Origin of the sequence: Bradyrhizobium sp. (genome assembly GCF_047605465.1) — a bacterium.
Taxonomy (GTDB): domain Bacteria; phylum Pseudomonadota; class Alphaproteobacteria; order Rhizobiales; family Xanthobacteraceae; genus Bradyrhizobium.
The window spans coordinates 114979-131975 of record NZ_JASGFS010000003.1; the positions used below are offsets into that span (position 1 = coordinate 114979).

At 60.1% G+C, this 16997-nt stretch carries 11 protein-coding genes and 1 tRNA gene; 6 read left to right on the top strand and 6 right to left on the bottom strand.

The genetic code is table 11. From position 1 onward, the window contains the following. Nucleotides 1-96 precede the first annotated feature (96 nt). On the bottom strand, nucleotides 97-1755 hold the full coding sequence (locus QM712_RS04300; protein ID WP_415021805.1) for a bifunctional metallophosphatase/5'-nucleotidase: 1659 nt from the start codon (nucleotides 1753-1755) through the stop codon (nucleotides 97-99). Between the two features lie 106 nt (nucleotides 1756-1861). Beyond that, nucleotides 1862-2620, bottom strand: a complete 759-nt coding sequence (locus QM712_RS04305; protein WP_415021806.1) for an enoyl-CoA hydratase-related protein — start codon at nucleotides 2618-2620, stop codon at nucleotides 1862-1864. Between the two features lie 302 nt (nucleotides 2621-2922). Here QM712_RS04305 and QM712_RS04310 point away from each other — a divergent pair, with 302 nt between their 5' ends. Continuing rightward, nucleotides 2923-4155, top strand: coding sequence for an MFS transporter (locus QM712_RS04310; protein ID WP_415021807.1), 1233 nt, complete (start codon nucleotides 2923-2925; stop codon nucleotides 4153-4155). A gap of 15 nt (nucleotides 4156-4170) precedes the next feature. On the opposite strand, the gene QM712_RS04315 is transcribed toward QM712_RS04310, so the two are convergent. Next, on the bottom strand, nucleotides 4171-5949 hold the full coding sequence (locus QM712_RS04315; protein ID WP_415021808.1) for an acyl-CoA dehydrogenase: 1779 nt from the start codon (nucleotides 5947-5949) through the stop codon (nucleotides 4171-4173). A gap of 263 nt (nucleotides 5950-6212) precedes the next feature. Between QM712_RS04315 and QM712_RS04320 the strand changes: the two genes are divergently transcribed. Then, a tRNA-Gln gene (locus QM712_RS04320) sits at nucleotides 6213-6287 on the top strand. A 67-nt stretch (nucleotides 6288-6354) separates the two neighbouring features. Here the strand turns inward: QM712_RS04320 and QM712_RS04325 are convergent. Next, nucleotides 6355-6780, bottom strand: a complete 426-nt coding sequence (locus QM712_RS04325) for a PepSY domain-containing protein (protein WP_415021809.1) — start codon at nucleotides 6778-6780, stop codon at nucleotides 6355-6357. A gap of 51 nt (nucleotides 6781-6831) precedes the next feature. After that, nucleotides 6832-9117, bottom strand: coding sequence for a TonB-dependent receptor (locus QM712_RS04330; RefSeq protein ID WP_415021810.1), 2286 nt, complete (start codon nucleotides 9115-9117; stop codon nucleotides 6832-6834). A 330-nt stretch (nucleotides 9118-9447) separates the two neighbouring features. Between QM712_RS04330 and QM712_RS04335 the strand changes: the two genes are divergently transcribed. Next, complete coding sequence (locus tag QM712_RS04335) at nucleotides 9448-10326, top strand: helix-turn-helix domain-containing protein (protein ID WP_415021811.1); 879 nt, start codon at nucleotides 9448-9450, stop codon at nucleotides 10324-10326. Between the two features lie 274 nt (nucleotides 10327-10600). Here QM712_RS04335 and QM712_RS04340 read toward each other — a convergent pair whose 3' ends face one another. Then, entirely contained in the window at nucleotides 10601-14620 is a 4020-nt protein-coding gene (locus QM712_RS04340; RefSeq protein ID WP_415021812.1) for a CHAT domain-containing protein, read from the bottom strand. Between QM712_RS04340 and QM712_RS04345 the strand changes: the two genes are divergently transcribed. From QM712_RS04345 to QM712_RS04355, 3 genes are read left to right on the top strand one after another with little or no spacing between them, the layout of a single operon-like run. After that, entirely contained in the window at nucleotides 14595-15770 is a 1176-nt protein-coding gene (locus QM712_RS04345) for a S1C family serine protease (protein WP_415021813.1), read from the top strand. The genes QM712_RS04340 and QM712_RS04345 overlap by 26 nt on opposite strands. Before the next feature lie 9 nt (nucleotides 15771-15779). After that, nucleotides 15780-16136 (top strand): KTSC domain-containing protein, encoded by a 357-nt coding sequence (locus tag QM712_RS04350; protein ID WP_415021814.1) that lies wholly within the window; start codon nucleotides 15780-15782, stop codon nucleotides 16134-16136. 33 nt (nucleotides 16137-16169) lie between these two features. Beyond that, nucleotides 16170-16502, top strand: coding sequence for a DUF4339 domain-containing protein (locus QM712_RS04355; protein ID WP_415021815.1), 333 nt, complete (start codon nucleotides 16170-16172; stop codon nucleotides 16500-16502). Nucleotides 16503-16997 lie beyond the last annotated feature (495 nt).

The following is a 16997-nucleotide window of genomic DNA, read 5'->3' on the forward strand; positions in this document are numbered from 1 at the left end:
TCTTGACTCGCTTGGCGCATCCGGCGCCAAAACGCAATGTAAGAGTTTGGCGGGCAATGGCAAAGGGTGGTCCCGTTCCGGTCCGTTTGATCCGGATCAATTCACGCGAAGGATGCGGATCGGCGGTAGTGGGCCGATCGGTCCGTGTGCCCTGAAGAATGCAAACAGCGCGTCGGCATCGTAACCGCCATACTGGGGCGATGCGCCCAGTTTCGCGACCGTAAAGCCGTCACCGCCGACGGCGAGATAGTCATTGAGGGCGATGCGGTAGCCGGACGCCGGCTCGATCGGCTTGCCGTTCAGCGTCATCTTGTCTGACATGACGCGCTCGCCGAATGGCTTTGACGCGTCCCAAGTATAGCTGAAACCGATTGAAACCTGCAGGATCCGCGGCCGCTTCGGATCGAGCCATTGTTGCTCGAGCAGATCCTTGAGCTGGCCGCCGGTGAGCGTCATGGTGACGAGACGATTGCGGAACGGCTGGCTCGCGAACAAATCTCCGAAGGACACTGCGCCGTTTTCCTTCGGCACGATATCGGTGCGGATGCCGCCGGGATTGGTCAGCGCGATGACCGCACCGCCGTCCTTGATGTCCTTTGTCGCGGCAAGCTGCGCGTCCGCAATGATGTCGCCGAGCGCGCTCTCGCCGGCCTCATTCGGAATACGGGACAGCGTTTGCGTCGCCGATCCGGCCGGGCGATTGGCGATCGGAGCGGCGAGCTTGTCATAGGCGTCGATCAGCGCGGTCTGCTCGGGATCCTTGGCGAGCGAGGCGTTGGCGACGATGACGTTCTCGGCCTTGGCGCTGACGATGTCGCGGGTCGCCGGATCGAGCTTGAGGTCGATGGCGGTGACCAGCGTGCCGTATTTGTCGCCGCTCGTGACCAGGCGCCCGTCGATGTTGCAGACATAGGCGCGGTGGGTGTGGCCGCTCACGACGACATCGACGGCGCGATCGAACTTTTTCACGATATCGACGATGGGGCCGGTAATACCGGGGCATTCATTGTAGTCGCCGGTCGGCTCGCCGCCCTGGTGGATCAACACCACGATCGCCTCGACGCCGCGCGCTTTCAACTGGGGCACAAGCGCGTTCACCGTCTCGGCTTCGTCGCGGAATTCGAGGCCGGCAATGCCGGCGGGGGAGACGATGCCCGCGGTCTCCTTCAAGGTCAGCCCGATGAAGGCGACGGGGATGCCGTCGAACTCCCTGATCTCATAGGGCGGCAGCACGCTCTTGCCGGTCGCGGTCTCGATGGTGGATGCCGCGAGATAGTGGAATTTGGCACCGGCGAAGGGGTGCGGGCCCTGGCAGCCGTCGACCGGATGGCAGCCGCCGTTCTGCATCCGCAGCAGCTCGGCCTTGCCCTCGTCGAACTCGTGATTGCCGACCGAGGTGATCGCAAGGCCCATCATCGATAGCGATTCGATCGACGGCTCGTCATGGAACATCGCCGACAGAAACGGACTGGCGCCGATCAGATCGCCGGCTGCGACGAAGATCGTATTCTTGTGGCCCTCGCGCAATTGCTTGACGAGCGTCGCCATGTACTCGGCGCCGCCGGCCGCCACCATCACCTTCTTGCTCTTGTCCTCGGGATCGCTGATGCGGATGCCGCCCGGCGGCGGGCGGAGATTGCCGTGAAAATCGTTGATCGCGAGGATACGCAGCTCGACCGGCGCAGCGGTCTGGGCGGAGGCGGGGAGGGCGGAGAGCGCCAATATGAGGGCGGTCAGGCGGAGCAGGTGTCGCATGGAAGAAGATTAGTCGTTCAGCGCGAAGATTTCACGAAGGTTATCGCCGCACCCATCATTCCGGGGGCCATTGGTTGTCCTCCGGGGATGACGGCGATGAATCGCCTTACCGCTTCTTCCTGTTCGCAAAGGCGTCGAACGCGGCGACGGCCTCGTTCGATTTCAGCCGTTCGCCGAACAGATGTCCTTCCTGGTCGATGCGGCGGGTGAGTTCTTCCGGCGGCGGCCGCAGCAATTTGCGTGAGGTCGCGACCGCCTCGGCCGGCAGCCGGCAGATCTCGCGTGCGACCTTGCGGGCCTCGACTTCGGTATGTCCCGGCGAGACGATCGTGTTGACGAACCCGGCCGCCTGAGCCTCCGCGGCGGAGAAGGTTCGCCCCATCGCCAGCATGGCAAACGCGCGCTGGTAGCCCATCGTGTGCGGCATCAGCAGGCTGGACGCCCCGACCGGAACCAGGCCGAGATGGATGTAGGGCGCGGAAAAGGTCGCGGCCGTTGACGCGAGCACGTAGTCGCAATGGAACAGCAGCACGGTGCCCATGCCGATGGACGCGCCATCCACGGCCGCGATCATCGGCTTGACGTTGAGCGCGAGCGAATAGAGAAACTTGGCGCCGTCCGAAAGCGTTTCGGGGCGTGATGTATCGGCTTTCAGGAAGTCGTCGATGTCGTCGCCGGCGGTGAACACCCCGGAGCCGCCCGTGATGATCATGCAGCGGATGTCGGGATTGTTCTGCGCGGTGTCGATCGCGTGGCTCATCTCGCGATACATGTCCTGCGTGATCGCATTCTTCTTGCTTGGACGGCGCAGGGTGATCACGCGCGTTGCGCGCTCCTCCGTCACGATGATATTGCCGTTCGGCATGAACGCCCCCCGCGGCCGCTGCGGCACGTGCCGCAGGCGAGTCTCGCTGGCCTCAGCCTACATGATCCCGTAGGCGTGCCAATCCTGCTGCTCAAGCTTTCGGCAGCGATCCCCGTGAGCCCGGTGCATGACGCCTCCATGGCTGCGTTCGTTTTGTGGAACTGTGCACGCCGGATCGCGAGGGCTCGATGCGATCAAGGGCACTTTCGCGTTGCAACAAATGGCTACAATGTTTCATTTGAAAAACCATGGGTTGTGGGTCACGATCACAGCGTCTTTCCACCTGGCCGATTGTCTGACCGATGATTTCAGCAACGGGCATCGACGAATCCTCGCTGCGCTATCGCGGCTGGCGCGTCGTGCTGGCCTGTTTCCTCATGGCCTTCTTCATGTTCGGCTTCGGCCTCTACGGCCAGGGCGTCTATCTTTCCGAGTTGCAACGCGCCCATGGTTGGCCTGGAACGCTGGTCTCCGCCGCCAGCACCTTTTCGTTTCTCCTGACGTCCGTTCTGGTCATCTTCACCGATGATCTGCTCGTCCGCATCGGATTGAGGCCCTTGATTCTCTGCGGGTTGTCCGCGCTCGTCGCATCGACGCTCCTGCTGGCGCTGATGCAGGCGCGCTGGCAGCTCTATCTTGCCTATGCGCTGATGTCGGTCGGCTGGGCCGGCATGGGCACCGTGGTGATCGCGACCGTGCTGAATGCCTGGTTCGAGCGGCGTTGCGGACTCGCGCTCAGCCTCGCGTTCAATGGCGCGACCTGCGGCGGAATTATCCTCATTCCGACGCTCCTTGCATTGACCAGCAGCATCGGTTTCCGCTCAGCCATGCTGGCAGCCACGATGGCGATGGTGGTGCTGGTACTGCCCGTGGTGGCGATCTTCATCGGCTGGCCCGACGGGGTGGCATCGGGTCGACAGCCGTCCCGGGGGGAGCCGGCGGCGCCGTCCCAATCGCGCAAGGCATTGCTTGCCAACGCAGCGTTCTGGACTATGGTGCTGCCGATCGCGATCGCGCTTCTGGCTCAGATGGGATTCATCATCCACCAGGTGACGTTTCTCGAGCCGTTGATCGGGCGGGCCAGCGCCGGCCTCGCGGTGACCCTCATGGCCGCGATGGCTGTGGTCGGTCGCCTCTCGCTCGGCCTGTTTGTCGACCGCCTCGATCCGCGGCTCGCCTGCGCGGCGTCGATGACCAGTCAAGCCGGAGCATTGTTCGTTCTCGTGCAGGCCACGAGCCCGGCGGTGCTGCTGGCATGCTGTGCCGTCTATGGCTTCTCGATCGGCAACATGATCACGTTCCCTCCCTTGATCATCCAGCGCGAGATCGGCAGCACGGCCTTCGCTGCCGCGATGGGATTGGGCACGTCCATCAGCGGCGTCGTCAGTGCCTTCGGCCCCGGCATCGTCGGCCTCGTGCACAGCCTGACCGGCCACTACACGGCGGCATTTGCACTCTGCGTCGTGCTCGATCTCGTGGCAGCGGGGCTCGTGCTGTGGCGGCCGGGAAGGCGAGCGAAGCTCGCGCCGTCCTAGTCGGCGCTGCGTCGCTTACCCCAGCAACACGGCATCTGCCGCGGCGACCGATTCCGCGCTCTCCGTCACGGTTTGCTCCAGCGCTCCGGCCTGGACCGTGATGTTCTCGGCGAAGAAGCGGGCCAGGGAAACGTAGCGGGCGGCGTCGGGATTGCCGTCGGCCTTTGCGGCAAGCGCCTCGGAAGCCAGCATGCAGCCGCCGAGCGTGGCGCCGAACTGCTCAAGATAGGGCGTGGCGCCGGCAAGGGCCTCGTTGGGCGCGGAAGCGATCCGCTCCAGCAGCCATTTGCTGGTGCGCGTCAGCGCCTCCAGGGCCTCATGCAGCTTTGCGCCGGTGGTGCCGAAGGCGGGATCGTTGGAGGCTGCGACCTGCTTGACGATCGCCGAGAGCTCCGACAGCAGGGCCCAAACCGAAGCGCCGCCGTTCGCCGCAAGCTTGCGCGTGACGAGGTCGATCGCCTGGATGCCGTTGGTGCCTTCGTAGATCGCGGTGATGCGGGCATCGCGATAATGCTGCGCGGCGCCGGTCTCCTCGATGAATCCCATGCCGCCATGCACCTGCACGCCGAGATAGGCGACCTCGTTCCCGATATCGGTGGAATAGGCCTTCGCCATCGGCGTCAGAAGCGCGGCGCGCGCGGCGGCGTCGGCGCGGACCTTGGGATCCTTGGCCCGCATCGAGACGTCGAGCGCCACCGCGGTTGCGTAGCAGATGGTGCGCGCGGCGGCGGTCTGCGCCCGCATCCGCATCAGCATGCGCTTGACGTCGGGGTGGACGAAAATGGCGTCGGAGCCATCGCTCTTGCTGCCGACGGCACGGCCCTGCTTGCGCTCCTGCGCATAGGCAAGCGCCTGCTGATAGGCGCGATCGGCAACGCCGACACCCTCGAGCCCGACGCTGAGGCGGGCCTGATTCATCATCGTGAACATGCAGCGCATGCCCTGGTTCTCTTCGCCGACCAGAAATCCGATCGCGCCGCCATGGTCGCCCATGGTCATGGTGCAGGTCGGGGAGGCGTGCATGCCGAGCTTGTGCTCGACGCCGGAAGCAAAGATGTCGTTGCGCGCGCCGAGCGTGCCGTCGGCATTGACCATGAATTTGGGGACCAGGAAGAGCGAAATTCCCTTGGTCCCGTTCGGCGCGTCCGGCAGGCGCGCAAGCACGAAATGCACGATGTTGTCGGTCATGTCGTGCTCGCCATAGGTGATGAAGATCTTCGTCCCCTTGATGCGATAGGTGCCGTCGGCGTGCCGCTCCGCGCGGGTGCGCAGCGCGCCGACGTCCGAGCCGGCCTGCGGCTCGGTGAGCTGCATCGTGCCGGTCCATTCGCCGGAGACGAGTTTCTCGAGATAGATCTTCTTCAACGCGTCGCTGCCATGCGCGTCCAGTGCCTCGATCGCCGATGCCGTGAGCAGCGGGCAGAGGCCGAAGGCGACGTTCGAGGCGCTCCAGATTTCGGTGCAGGCCGCGTTGATCGCGAGCGGCAAGCCCTGTCCGCCGAAATCTTCGGGGCCGGAGACTGCGTTCCAGCCGCCTTCGGTCCAGCGCTTGTAGGCGTCAGGCCAGCCCGGAGCGGTCGTGACCTTGCCTTCGGCGAGCTTGATGCCGTGCTCGTCGCCGACGCGGTTCAGCGGTGCCAGCACGTCGGTCGCGAACTTGCCGGCTTCCTCCAGCACCGCCGCCACGATATCGGCGTCGAAATCGCCGTAATGGCCGGCTTCCACGGCGGCCTTGAGGCCAGCACCATGGTTGAGCGACAGCAGCATGTCGTTGATCGGGGCGCGGTAGGTCATGGCTCACTCCGGAGGACGGGTCTTGGCGCCGTATTCCCATGAAACGCCGGAGGTCTCAACTGCCGGGAGGGGCCGGACCGCAGGTTTGGCCCGGGAACGGGGCGATCGAAGGTCTTATTAATGGAGTATGGCCTCGACCTGTGGTCGCCCGTGCTATTTTGCCCCTTCAGGCGGTTGAAATGCCGGGCCTCTCCCTATAGACCGGCTCAACCTGAGAGAATCCGGCGGCAGCAAGTTCTTCCGCCGTTCCCGTGACCGCCTGTTGGGGCGTAGCCAAGCGGTAAGGCAGCGGATTTTGATTCCGCCATTCGGAGGTTCGATCCCTCCCGCCCCAGCCACCCAGTCCTGCAATCTGCCACGCCCCACAACTTGCGACGCATAGGCCCGGAAATCCGGGCTTTTCGCTCACTCAAGTTGGTCTCCAGGCTCCCGGCTTCCGCTGATCGGGGCGACAATCGCGGAAAGTCTCCGGCCGTATTCCGAGATATTCCCGTTTCGCGGAGACGATTGGCGGAGACTAGTGCGATCACGACTGCCGCCCGAAGGCGCCATCACCACCGTTATTCTAGGCTGGACGGCGTCGTGCCCCATCCAGACTGTCACTTCGTACGGATGCAGCGCTCGAGCCACCCTCGCGAAAGCGTCGTAGCTCGCATTGGGCGTTTTGATGGGAACATCCGCAAGGGGAAGCTCGTCGCTGATGAGGTCCTCTATCTCATCGCCAAATACGAGTGGAAGACCCACCAAGCAGAGAATCAAAAGAAAGATCGTGCAGCTCAGACTCGACCACTTATGAATCCAAATCCATCGTCGAAGGTTCTTGCTTTTCATGACCGCCAACAAATGAGGGGCCGCAGCCCCCCATTACCCACGTAGCGCTGGTTAGAAATTGAACGTGGTTGAAACCAAATACGTCCTGGGCGTTCCAAGCACCAGACCATAGTTTTCCGACGTTCCAGCCCAATAGTTCTTGCCAGTTATGTTGCGGATGTCGGCTCTTATGACAATCGGCTTACCATTCCACCCTGTGAAGGTGTAACGAGCGCCCAGGTCAAAGGTCACCCACGACGGAAGCTGCTGTGTGTTCGCGAGATCGGCATACTGCGTTGAGGTGTAGACTGTGCGTCCGGTGAGTGTGAGCCCGCGAGCAAAAGGCGTGTCCCATTCCGCACCCATGTTGAGCTGGACATGCGGCACGCCCGGCGCATCCTTGCCCCGCGTCAAGGCCGAGGCAGTATCGACAAGCTTGCCATCAATGAAGGATACTCCGCCGAGGAGACGAACTCCGGCGCTGACTTCACCGAAGGTGTTCAATTCGATGCCTCGATTGCGTTGATTGCCGTAGGCGCCATAGATCAATGTCGTGGGATCGGTAAAGGCGCTCGGCTTCTCGATCTGGAAGGCTGCAACCGTCGCGGTGATGCGGCCGAAATCAACCTTCACGCCGCCTTCAACCTGATTGGTTTTATACGGCGCAAGCACTTGCCCAACGTTCGTCGATCCGACTGGAGCCGTCGAGCCGGGCTGGAGGCCCTCGATGTAGTTGGCGTAGAGCGACACGTTCTCTACGGGCTTCACGACTAGACCGACAGCCGGGCTAAGCGCCTCTTTGTCATATTGCGAAGTGACGACTTGCGTAACCCTATTCCAGTTGGTGACATCGACCCATTGTTGCCGGACGCCGAGCGTCAGAAGCACCCGCTCATTCAGCACCGACATCGTATCAGCGAAAGCTACTCCAGATAGCGTCGTGTTGGAGACTCGATACGTTGCATCGGACGTTGTCGCAAAAGCAGGCTCCGCACCCCAATCGGCTCCGTAAAGATTCGTCGTCTTCGCTGCGGATGCAAGAACGAGGTTGTTGTCGACCCCCTGGTTGTAGGTGCTTCCAATCAGTGACACCGAGTGCCGGATCGGACCCATGTCGAACTTGCCGCGTATGCCGCCTTGCACGGAGTACGAGTTATATTCCGCCGGGAAGAGGTATGCCGTGTTGCTCATCGTGCCCGACAAGCTGTTGATCGACGGCTGATTTGCGAGAACGTTCGCTTTATTGTAGCGGGCCCCGCCACCCGCAAAAACCGTCCAATCGTTATTTATGTCATACTCCGCCCGCGCGGCCCCCCAAAGATTTTCGCTCTTCCACCAGGACCAAGGTGCGAAGACCGACTTCGAGAGATCGGGAGCGGCCGGAACTGACGTGAGAGTCGATGCGAGATACACGGGCTGATTGGGTTGATCGACCTTATTGTCTTGATATCCGACATCTGCCGACGCGCGGAACCTATCACCACGATAGTCAAGCCCCAAGGCGGCCGCACCGAAGTTTTGCGATTGCCCCTCTACCGCGGTTTCTCCACCGCGAGCGGTGCCGTTGAAGCGAACGCCCCATTCCTTCTTATCGCCATAACGTCTGCCAACGTCGATATTGGTGCCGAAGCTGGAGATCGAGTTGTAGAAGAGGGTGGCCTGCGTGATCGGATCATCCGTCGCTCGCTTCGGCACCACGTTGATCTGGCCGCCAACCGAAGAGTTCGGGGAGAGACCGTTTAGCAATGCGGAAGGCCCTAGAAGGACCTCAACGCGCTCGGCGAAGAATGGATTGATGTATTCGCGTGGCAGCACGCCATAGATGCCTCCGAGCGTCGTGTCGTCGGTAAATACCGGAAAGCCGCGAATGTAAAAGAGATCGGTGTAGCTGCCTTGCGGAAAGATACTCCGCACCGACGGATTATTATTGGTGACGGACGAAAGGCTGGTTGCTTGCTGATCCTGAATAGTTTGTGCCGTATACGCCGTGATGTTGAACGGCGCGTTCATCACGTTGGTATTGCCAAGGAGGCCGAGTTGCGCACCGCGCGCGACCTGGCCACCAGCATATGGAGCGGGAGGCGCGGCCAAGGTGCTAGTTGATGGTGGCAGATAGGGCACCGGGGCCGCTGTCTCCTGGGCCTGCCGAGCCGCAGCGGCACGTCGAGTTTGGGCGGGTCGCCCGCCTGTCCTGCCTGCGTTTGGTTTCGCGCGTTGGGCAGATGGCGCATCGACCGTGACCGCCGGAAGATTGGACGACTGCGCGTTGGCAGCCCCCTCGAAGTTGCTCACTGATAGAAGAGCGATACCGCTTGCTGCCCCCAGCCACGCGGCCTTCCTGAAAGTCTTACTGGACATCCGAAATCCCATTCCAACCGACAGCGATTAGTGCTGCCCCTTGGAACTGTTTGCCGCGGCGCGACTGGGATTACATCGGAGGTGCGGCTTGAACGTATCTAAATTAGTGACGGAAAACCAAGGTGTTGCACGTGATCAACAAAATTGGCCCAGTCTCGATAGCTGCGGGCCGGGTCGCGTAAGTCGCTGCCGATGGGCATGCTGCCCCAAGGAAAAAAATGTCGGACGGACTATCAAAATATTTTTCCACGGCCGAGAGACGATCAGAGACCGACACTTTACCGAACGAAGCAGCCTATCGACCGCCGTCTGTGATGTAGTCTTGCTTGCATGCGCACGGGCCGTGTGCAAAGTCGTGCCTTCTTCAAACTAGGACAAACCAACCGCGATGCGTTTCGTCGCCATCGTTGGATCAGTTATTATCTGGATAGGCCGGTGGTTCGAGGAGTTGATATTCGCAGAGTAGACCACACGCGCCGGTCGGTCATTGCATTTGGCGACAAATTTCTGAATGGGTGTGTGATCGAGCCGCATCACCATAGGCGCGGGCAATTGATCTGTGGAGCGACGGGTTTAATCGTGCTTTCGACTTCTGGGGGGACGTGGGTGATGCCCCCGCAGCGAGGCATGTGGATTCCGCCCGGTGTCATTCACCAAGTTCGGATGGTGGGAGACGTCTTTCTGCTCAGCCTTTATATTGAGCCCGATGCAATCGAAGGGATGCCGAACGATTGCCAGGTTGTGACCATCTCTCCCTTTTTGCGCAGCCTCATGAGCGAGGCAATTGAACTGCCTCTCGAATATAATCTTACGGGGCGCTCGGGAGCCTTAATGGAGCTGGTTCAGCATGAGATGCGCCAATGTCCTGCACTGCCGCTGTCGCTGCATTTCCCAGCGGAAGGACGCCTTTCGGTTCTTTGCCGTCAGTTCGTTGAGCGACCAAACATTCACGAGACGGTAGATTCATGGGCTGACGCGCTTGGCATGAGTCGGCGATCTTTCACTCGAATGTTCAGGCGCGAGCTCGGAATGAGCTTTATCGCTTGGCGCCAGCAGGCCTGCTTAATGTGCGCGATGCCACGCTTGGCCGCGGGGCAGCCCGTTTCCACGGTTGCATTTGAGCTTGGTTATGAAAGTCCGGCGGCCTTTACACTAATGTTTCGGCGGGCTTTCGGCAATCCACCGCTCGTTTATTTGGGCCTTCGCTGATCGGCTTGGTTGAGGCACTGGCTTGGCGCATAGGCGCTGATTTGCCCGCGGGCTAATCTCCTCTGCGGACGACGGTCATCGCGACATATTACGCTGTCGCCCGCAGTCGGTCGTTATGCGGGAAAAGCAGACAGTGCTTTACAGGACAATCACCATTGAACGGAAAATAGATGCCGAGAAGCGGCGATGCAGCAGAGCATTGCCGTCTCAAAGGTTGTGCTGAATTGCCGATGATCGCTGCCATCGGACTGGCGTGAATGCTTGCGACGGGGCCCTAAGGAACTGTGGAAATCGCCGCCCGCCCGCCGAGACTTCCAAAGATCACGGGCTTGCCTGCGCTGAGCACAATACCCTGAGCGAAAGCGCTTAGGCCGAAGGCAGAGTTAAAGAGCGAGGTGGCGCTCCCGTCAGTGCCCAGGTTGAGAACGGAGAACTCAAGCAATTCATCACCGGCATCGCCCCATCGCTTGGTTTTTACGCCGGGCGCGCCCGTATTGAGGCGTCGCACGCCAATCGGCCGTTGCCGTTTGACCGTAAATACGGTTTGGTCACCGGATGTTGCCAGTGACTGAACACTCGATGGGAATGCATCGTCATCTTTCCAGAGCGTCGTCGATGTCAGTTCCGGGGTCACGCTGACAAGAAGCCCCTTGCCGCCTTCCTCGCATGGTCCGTGCACTTGACCTGCGATCCTGAGTTGGCTCTCGCCGGCCTCCGCGGCAAAGACTTGCAAATCCGGAAGCGTGGATGTGCTCTTCACATCCAAGGTTGCAGCATCCAGCCGATAGATTGTTGCTTGCTGCGGGCCCTGGCACAATGTCGGCAGACCGAATAAAGCCTCGCTTGAGCCGAAATTGCCAAACTGCCGTGAATTGATGATCAGCGCGAGATTCGGACCGATCTTCGACAAGAGCGCCCATCGGCCGATGATGAACGCAGACTGCCCAACCTTGATGTCCCTGCGCGCCATCTCGTTGCCGTCGCGATCGAAGCGGACGATGTGCGCAATGCGCTCGTCCGTCGACGACTGGCTGGATCCCGACAGCATCACGATGTCGTTGCCGGACGTTACTGAACCGTAGGATGTATTATTCGCTAGATCAGGCCATTCCTTCTTCCAGACCTCCACTCCATCCGGGGTAAATCGTCTGACGATCGGGTAAGGGTGTTCTGACGTCTTGTAGCCAAAGGCATAGACTTGCGATTGATCGATAAGGAGGTTGCCGGCGGCGATTTCATGGGACGTAGGAAAGGACGACGACGACTTCGGTTCCGCCTCCCTGATGACGCTTGCCATCGACTTTCCGTCCCAGTCGCCCATGACTGAGAGCAGCAGCCGACCGGCAAGCGGCTTCGCATCGAAAACCTCACCGACGTCGTCGCCACTTAGGTGCGTATAATCGAAGGTCAGAGCGCTGGGAGGATCACCCTGTTCGGCCAAACTTGCCCCATAGCCGAATACGATGAAGGGCGCCCAGAACCGCGGATGGTGATGAGCTCTATCGGCCTTGGCGAGATAGTGCTCGATGCCCTCAAAAAGCGCTAAGGACGCGCTCTTGTGCTGCTGCGCATTCCAGGACTGAAAGAACTCGAGCATCAGATCATGGGTCGCGTTGGTTTCAACTGTCCAAAGGGAGGCGAGCAAGGTTGGCGTACCCGCCACCGAGAAGGCTGCCGCAAGATCGGTGATGCCGAGATTGGCGGCGGAGGTATCGATGCGCGCTGTATTGCAGGCCGACAGCACAACCAGCCGCGCATCGAGCGGGAGCCGGGTAATTTCGGACGCCGTCAGCAGACCATCGTCGAAACTGTCAGAAACGTCATTCGGCGTCAGAACAAGGGATGGCTCGTTCAGGCCCGGCAGATCATTTCGCAACAATCCGTGGGTCGCAAAATGGATCACGTCGTATTTACCGAGATCCTTGCTGCGGACATCTTCCTCGGACGCACCGGCGCCGAGTAGAACATCCTGTTTCCGCGCCTTCAGCAGCTTCGCGACATTGAGGATCTCATCTTCGGTTTCCGGCAGCGATCCAAGTTCGGTCAGGGCGCCGCGGAGGGAGTTATTCGTGGCGGCACCGCGGGTAAGGCTCGCCTGGGCGGCGACGCTCGCGAGTGAGGGGTTGCCAATCCCCAAATAGGGGAGCGGTGCGTGTTGATTGGTGACGGACGCCCGCATACCGAGGAAGTGACGCGCCGAAATGGTTGTGGCGAAGCGGTATGACTTGCCGAGCCAGCGCGCCGCCGCGAGATCATAGCCATCGCCCATCCGGGGAGGCGCTTCCTCCAGCAACGCCGCAAATGGAATGCCCGCGAGCTCATCAGGAGGTGCGACATTGACCAACGCGCCGGGTCTTATGCAATCCTCAAGGCCCTTGAACATGAGATCCTTCAGCCGTACGGCCGCCTCGACCGGGTATTGACCGTCGAGCACGTCGTCGGCCGCGCGCTCCTGCGTCAAAGCCAGACGCAATAGCTTCGCATCCCGGATCGCTTGCTGCGGGGCGACATCCGATACCGAATAGAGCGCGGTCGATCCGGAGATGCAGAGCCGCCCCATGCCCTTGAGCGTCAGAAAATAGGTCAAGAAGACCTCGTTGGGCTGCAGGACCGACTGAATCTGCGTTACACGTGGATAACCGATTGTCTTAGCGTAATCCTCACCCTTTGCGATTGCGTCACCAAGCTGCGTGACCGTCTCTGTCAGATGTGCGTAGGTCGTGATCAGATACCCGGCCTCTTTCTTGCCGCCGGCCATGAGAAGCTTGATCTGATCGAGCTCCCATTGCCGCTTTTGCTGAAGTAGGATGTAATAGGAACGCACCGCTGCGCGGGCCCGCTCGGTCTTTTGCGCGCCGATCAGCACGGCAAAGTCGCTGGTCCGGTGTCGTAGCGTGCGGGCCAGCATCTCACCCCCCTTCAGCGCTAGATCGGCGGCATCCGCGGGCGGATACTCAGCCAGCGTTGTGAGGGCCGACTGGATCACGAGCAAATCGACGAGGGTCGGGAGCTGAAACCCCTCGTAGCGTTGCTTCAGAAGCGTCTCGAAAATCTCAAGCCGTTCCCGGGCCGCCGTTTGCACGAGCGGCGCCGCTTCGGCCTTGGAGCCTTCGGCAGCAATGAGTCCAAGCGCGAAATGACGGTATGACTCGATGTCTTCTTCAATCAGGCCGGTCAAGCGCCACGCCTCAGGGAGCGAACCAAAGAGAGGCTTCCAGGCCTGCATGCGCCCGCGATCCTTGAAACTATCGATCAGTAGATCTGATAGAGCGAAGTAAAATTCTTGCAGGTTATCAAAGTGACCGCGCGCGATGATGGCGTCTCGCTGCGCTTGCAGCGGGTGACGCGCGTGTATGGCCGCGGCTTCGTCAGGTGTACCCTCAAAGAGGGTCGACAGCGAAGCCAGACTGTTGCTCGTCGATGTCCGGTACAGCTTCACGTTCTCATTAATATCGAGGCGCTCGTTCAGCCGAATCCCTTCCTCGAGAAATCCCGCGACCTGTTTCGAGCGCGTAGTCATGGCGTACAGCTTCGTAACGATTATCATGTAGTTGGCGAAGATCGGCCCTTCATGATTGAGGTTGGCGAACATGTAGGGGTCAATAAGACGTGCAAGCGTTTGTGCGCTCGCAATGTCCTGCTGCGTGACGAGAGATTCGAGCAGCTCAGCGAGTATCTTACAGATGCTGTATTTGTCCTTCGGATCGATCAACAAAAGACTGATGACAGCGCTTGAGTAGGCCTTTTCGACAAGCCGCATATCGTTCGCGCGGAGAAAATAAATGACGGCGGCCAGGTTGGCGGATGCTGCCGGGTAGGGGGTCGCTGCCGGATTGAACGCGACTTTGTTGTCTTTGAAAATGCCTTTCAGGATTTCAGGATTGTTGGCCCAGACCTGCGCGCGCACGAAATAGGCGTAAAGATCTGAAAAGAGCGGATTGAGCGACTTGTCGTCCTTGACGATCTCATAGGCTGCGACTTCGGACTCTAGGGCGCAACCGAGTTCGTAAGCCGTCGAGCAGATCTCCGTCAGATCGCGAAGCAGATAGGCCTTCGCGCGCTTGTCTGTCTCCTGCTTGGCAAGCTCCGCAATTTCCCGCGCCGCCTCGCGCACCTTTCCCTGATGAAATTTCTGGTAGGCCGCTTGTTTTCGACTTTCCAAATCCGGTGCGGACTGTGAAAATGCTCGTGAGACGGGAATAAGCTGGAAAATTGTGCAGAGCAGTATCGCTGCCAGCACCGACATCAGGGCAGGGGGGCCCTTTCGTATGAAGCGCGCCGCATTGTCAGCCATCATTGCCGTCGTTCTCGCGGATTCTGCCTTGGCTCAGGAAAGCCTGATTGGCGCGGCTCTTCCTGCGTCTCCTGACAACGCTAGCATGATCTCGGTCGAGAGCAGCCCCGAACTTTACGATCTGGGCGGCCTCTCAGCCAAGTCCGTCACCAAATATGCGGGGACCAAGCTGGGTGACGCGCCTTACAACGGACGCGGCCGCCATGAGTCCGAGATCTACCGCGCTCTCTCGCCGTCCGTCGTCATCGTTGCTACCAACGACGGCATCGGTTCAGGCTCCTTTATTGGGAGCGGCGACAGTGTGCTGACTAACTGGCACGTTGTGAAAGGCTTCAAAAAGGTTGGTCTGGTTTTTAAGCCTCTAGCCGAAGGCAGCAAGCCGTCCGAGGCCGACATCGAAATCGCCGACGTCATCAAGATCGATCCAGGCCGCGACCTGGCTCTCTTGCGCGTCGTGGCCTTACCGCGCGATGTTAAGCCAATCATGCTGGGGGCGGAGTCCGACATTCAGGTCGGCGCCGATGTGCACGCTATCGGGCATCCAACCGGCGAAGCCTGGACTTACACCAAAGGCTTCATCAGCCAATATCGCAAGGATTACGAATGGCGGGACGAAGAAGGATCCCACAAAGCCAGCGTGATCCAGACCCAGACGCCCATCAACCCTGGAAATTCTGGAGGGCCGCTGCTCTCCGATGAAGGCAAACTCATCGGCGTCAATGCATTCAAAGCGAAAGGCGAGGCGCTCAACTTCGCCATCTCGATTGCCGATGTGCAGGCCTTTCTGGCCAAGGCTGGGCAGCAGATCCCCGCCAAGCCACCCGCGACCTGCAAGTCTGTGAAGCTCTATGAGGGAAGGGACCAGCAGGACACTGCGACACTTGTCCAGTACGACACGAACTGTGACGGCAAACCGGACTATTCCTTTGTCACGCCCGACGACCGGACCAAACCGTTCTCGGCGCATCTCGATACGAATTTTGATGGCAAGACTGATATCTCCGTCGAGGACCGCAACCGCGACCAGAAGTGGGACATCTCTTTTCACGACGTTGACTTCGACGGCAAGATCGATCTCGTCGGCTATCATCCCGACGGCAAGTTGACACCCTCCCGCCTGGAGAAATACGTCCCCGGTACCCGCTATTGAGGATCCGCGTTGCGCGCACAACGAAGCTTCATCCTGGCCGCACTCGTGCTGCTCGCCGTCTATCTGCTGCCGTCCTATGGCGAGACGGTCGACGTCAAATATCGCGGCCCGGTCGATCTAAAGACCTTTGCCTGCAATGATATCAGTCGTAGCAGCTTCATCACACGTATCTGCTACGACCGCGCCAAGCAGTATATGATCATCCGTCTCAATACGACCTACTACCATTATTGCGAATTGCCCCCCGCCACATTCAACGCGTTCCTCGACGCGCCATCGATGGGCAGCTTTTATAATCAGCATCTCAAGGGAACGGGTCGCGATGGCCCCTTCGATTGCCGCACGCACCCGGTGCCCGCATATTGATTTTATCGCGCCGTGCGGACGAAGGAGGGCTGGATGTCCGCCTGGTACTATGTCGATGAGAACCGACAGACCATCGGTCCACTGCCGCGCGACCGCCTGATCGCCCTCTTGCGAGAGATGCCTCGGCCCGGCGATGTCTTCGTTTGGCAGGCCGGGTTTGATACCTGGAAGAAGGTCTCGCAGGTCGAGGAACTGCTCCCGCCGCCTCCTGTCCTACCTTTGCTGCCATGGGAGCTCCAGCTCCGGCCCGTTCTGCCACTGAGTGCCGTCTCCGTGGGGTCAACCAAGTCGATCGGCTGGGTCGCTACAAAGGAAGGGCAATTGGCTGATAAGCTTGGTCGAAAACGGAGTCAGTTCGCCAACTGATAAGGTTTCTAACAGAACGGAGTCAGTTGATGACTGACAAGGAAAAGCGACAAAGCTTATCAGTCTACCGCGAACGCCATTTCACAAACCGTTATCAACGGCCGGCTTGAGACCGCGCATTCTTGTTCGCCGGCGATCCATCAGGACAATCTGCTAGTCATTTCCGGACAGACCGGCTCGCATTCGGTCTCAATAGATGCAAGCCGACGCCCGTCTAATGAAAACCGGGCCATATTCGGATATACCGAAAATTGCATTTGCCCTGTCGGGCAAAACAGTAGTTTATATGGCGCTGGCTCTAACCATCAAGAGGTCAGCGCTATGGCTGACGAACTCGAAATATCTTGTGATCTGTTCAAGATTGCTAAGCTCAATGGTGATTTCCGAAAAAACTACGGACCGCTGCTTGGAGCGTTCCTGTATCTGAGATCCATCAGTGCCGCGCGGGGTCGGACTTGGCTGTGGCCCGGCGTGGCCTCGGTGGCCGGCTCGCTC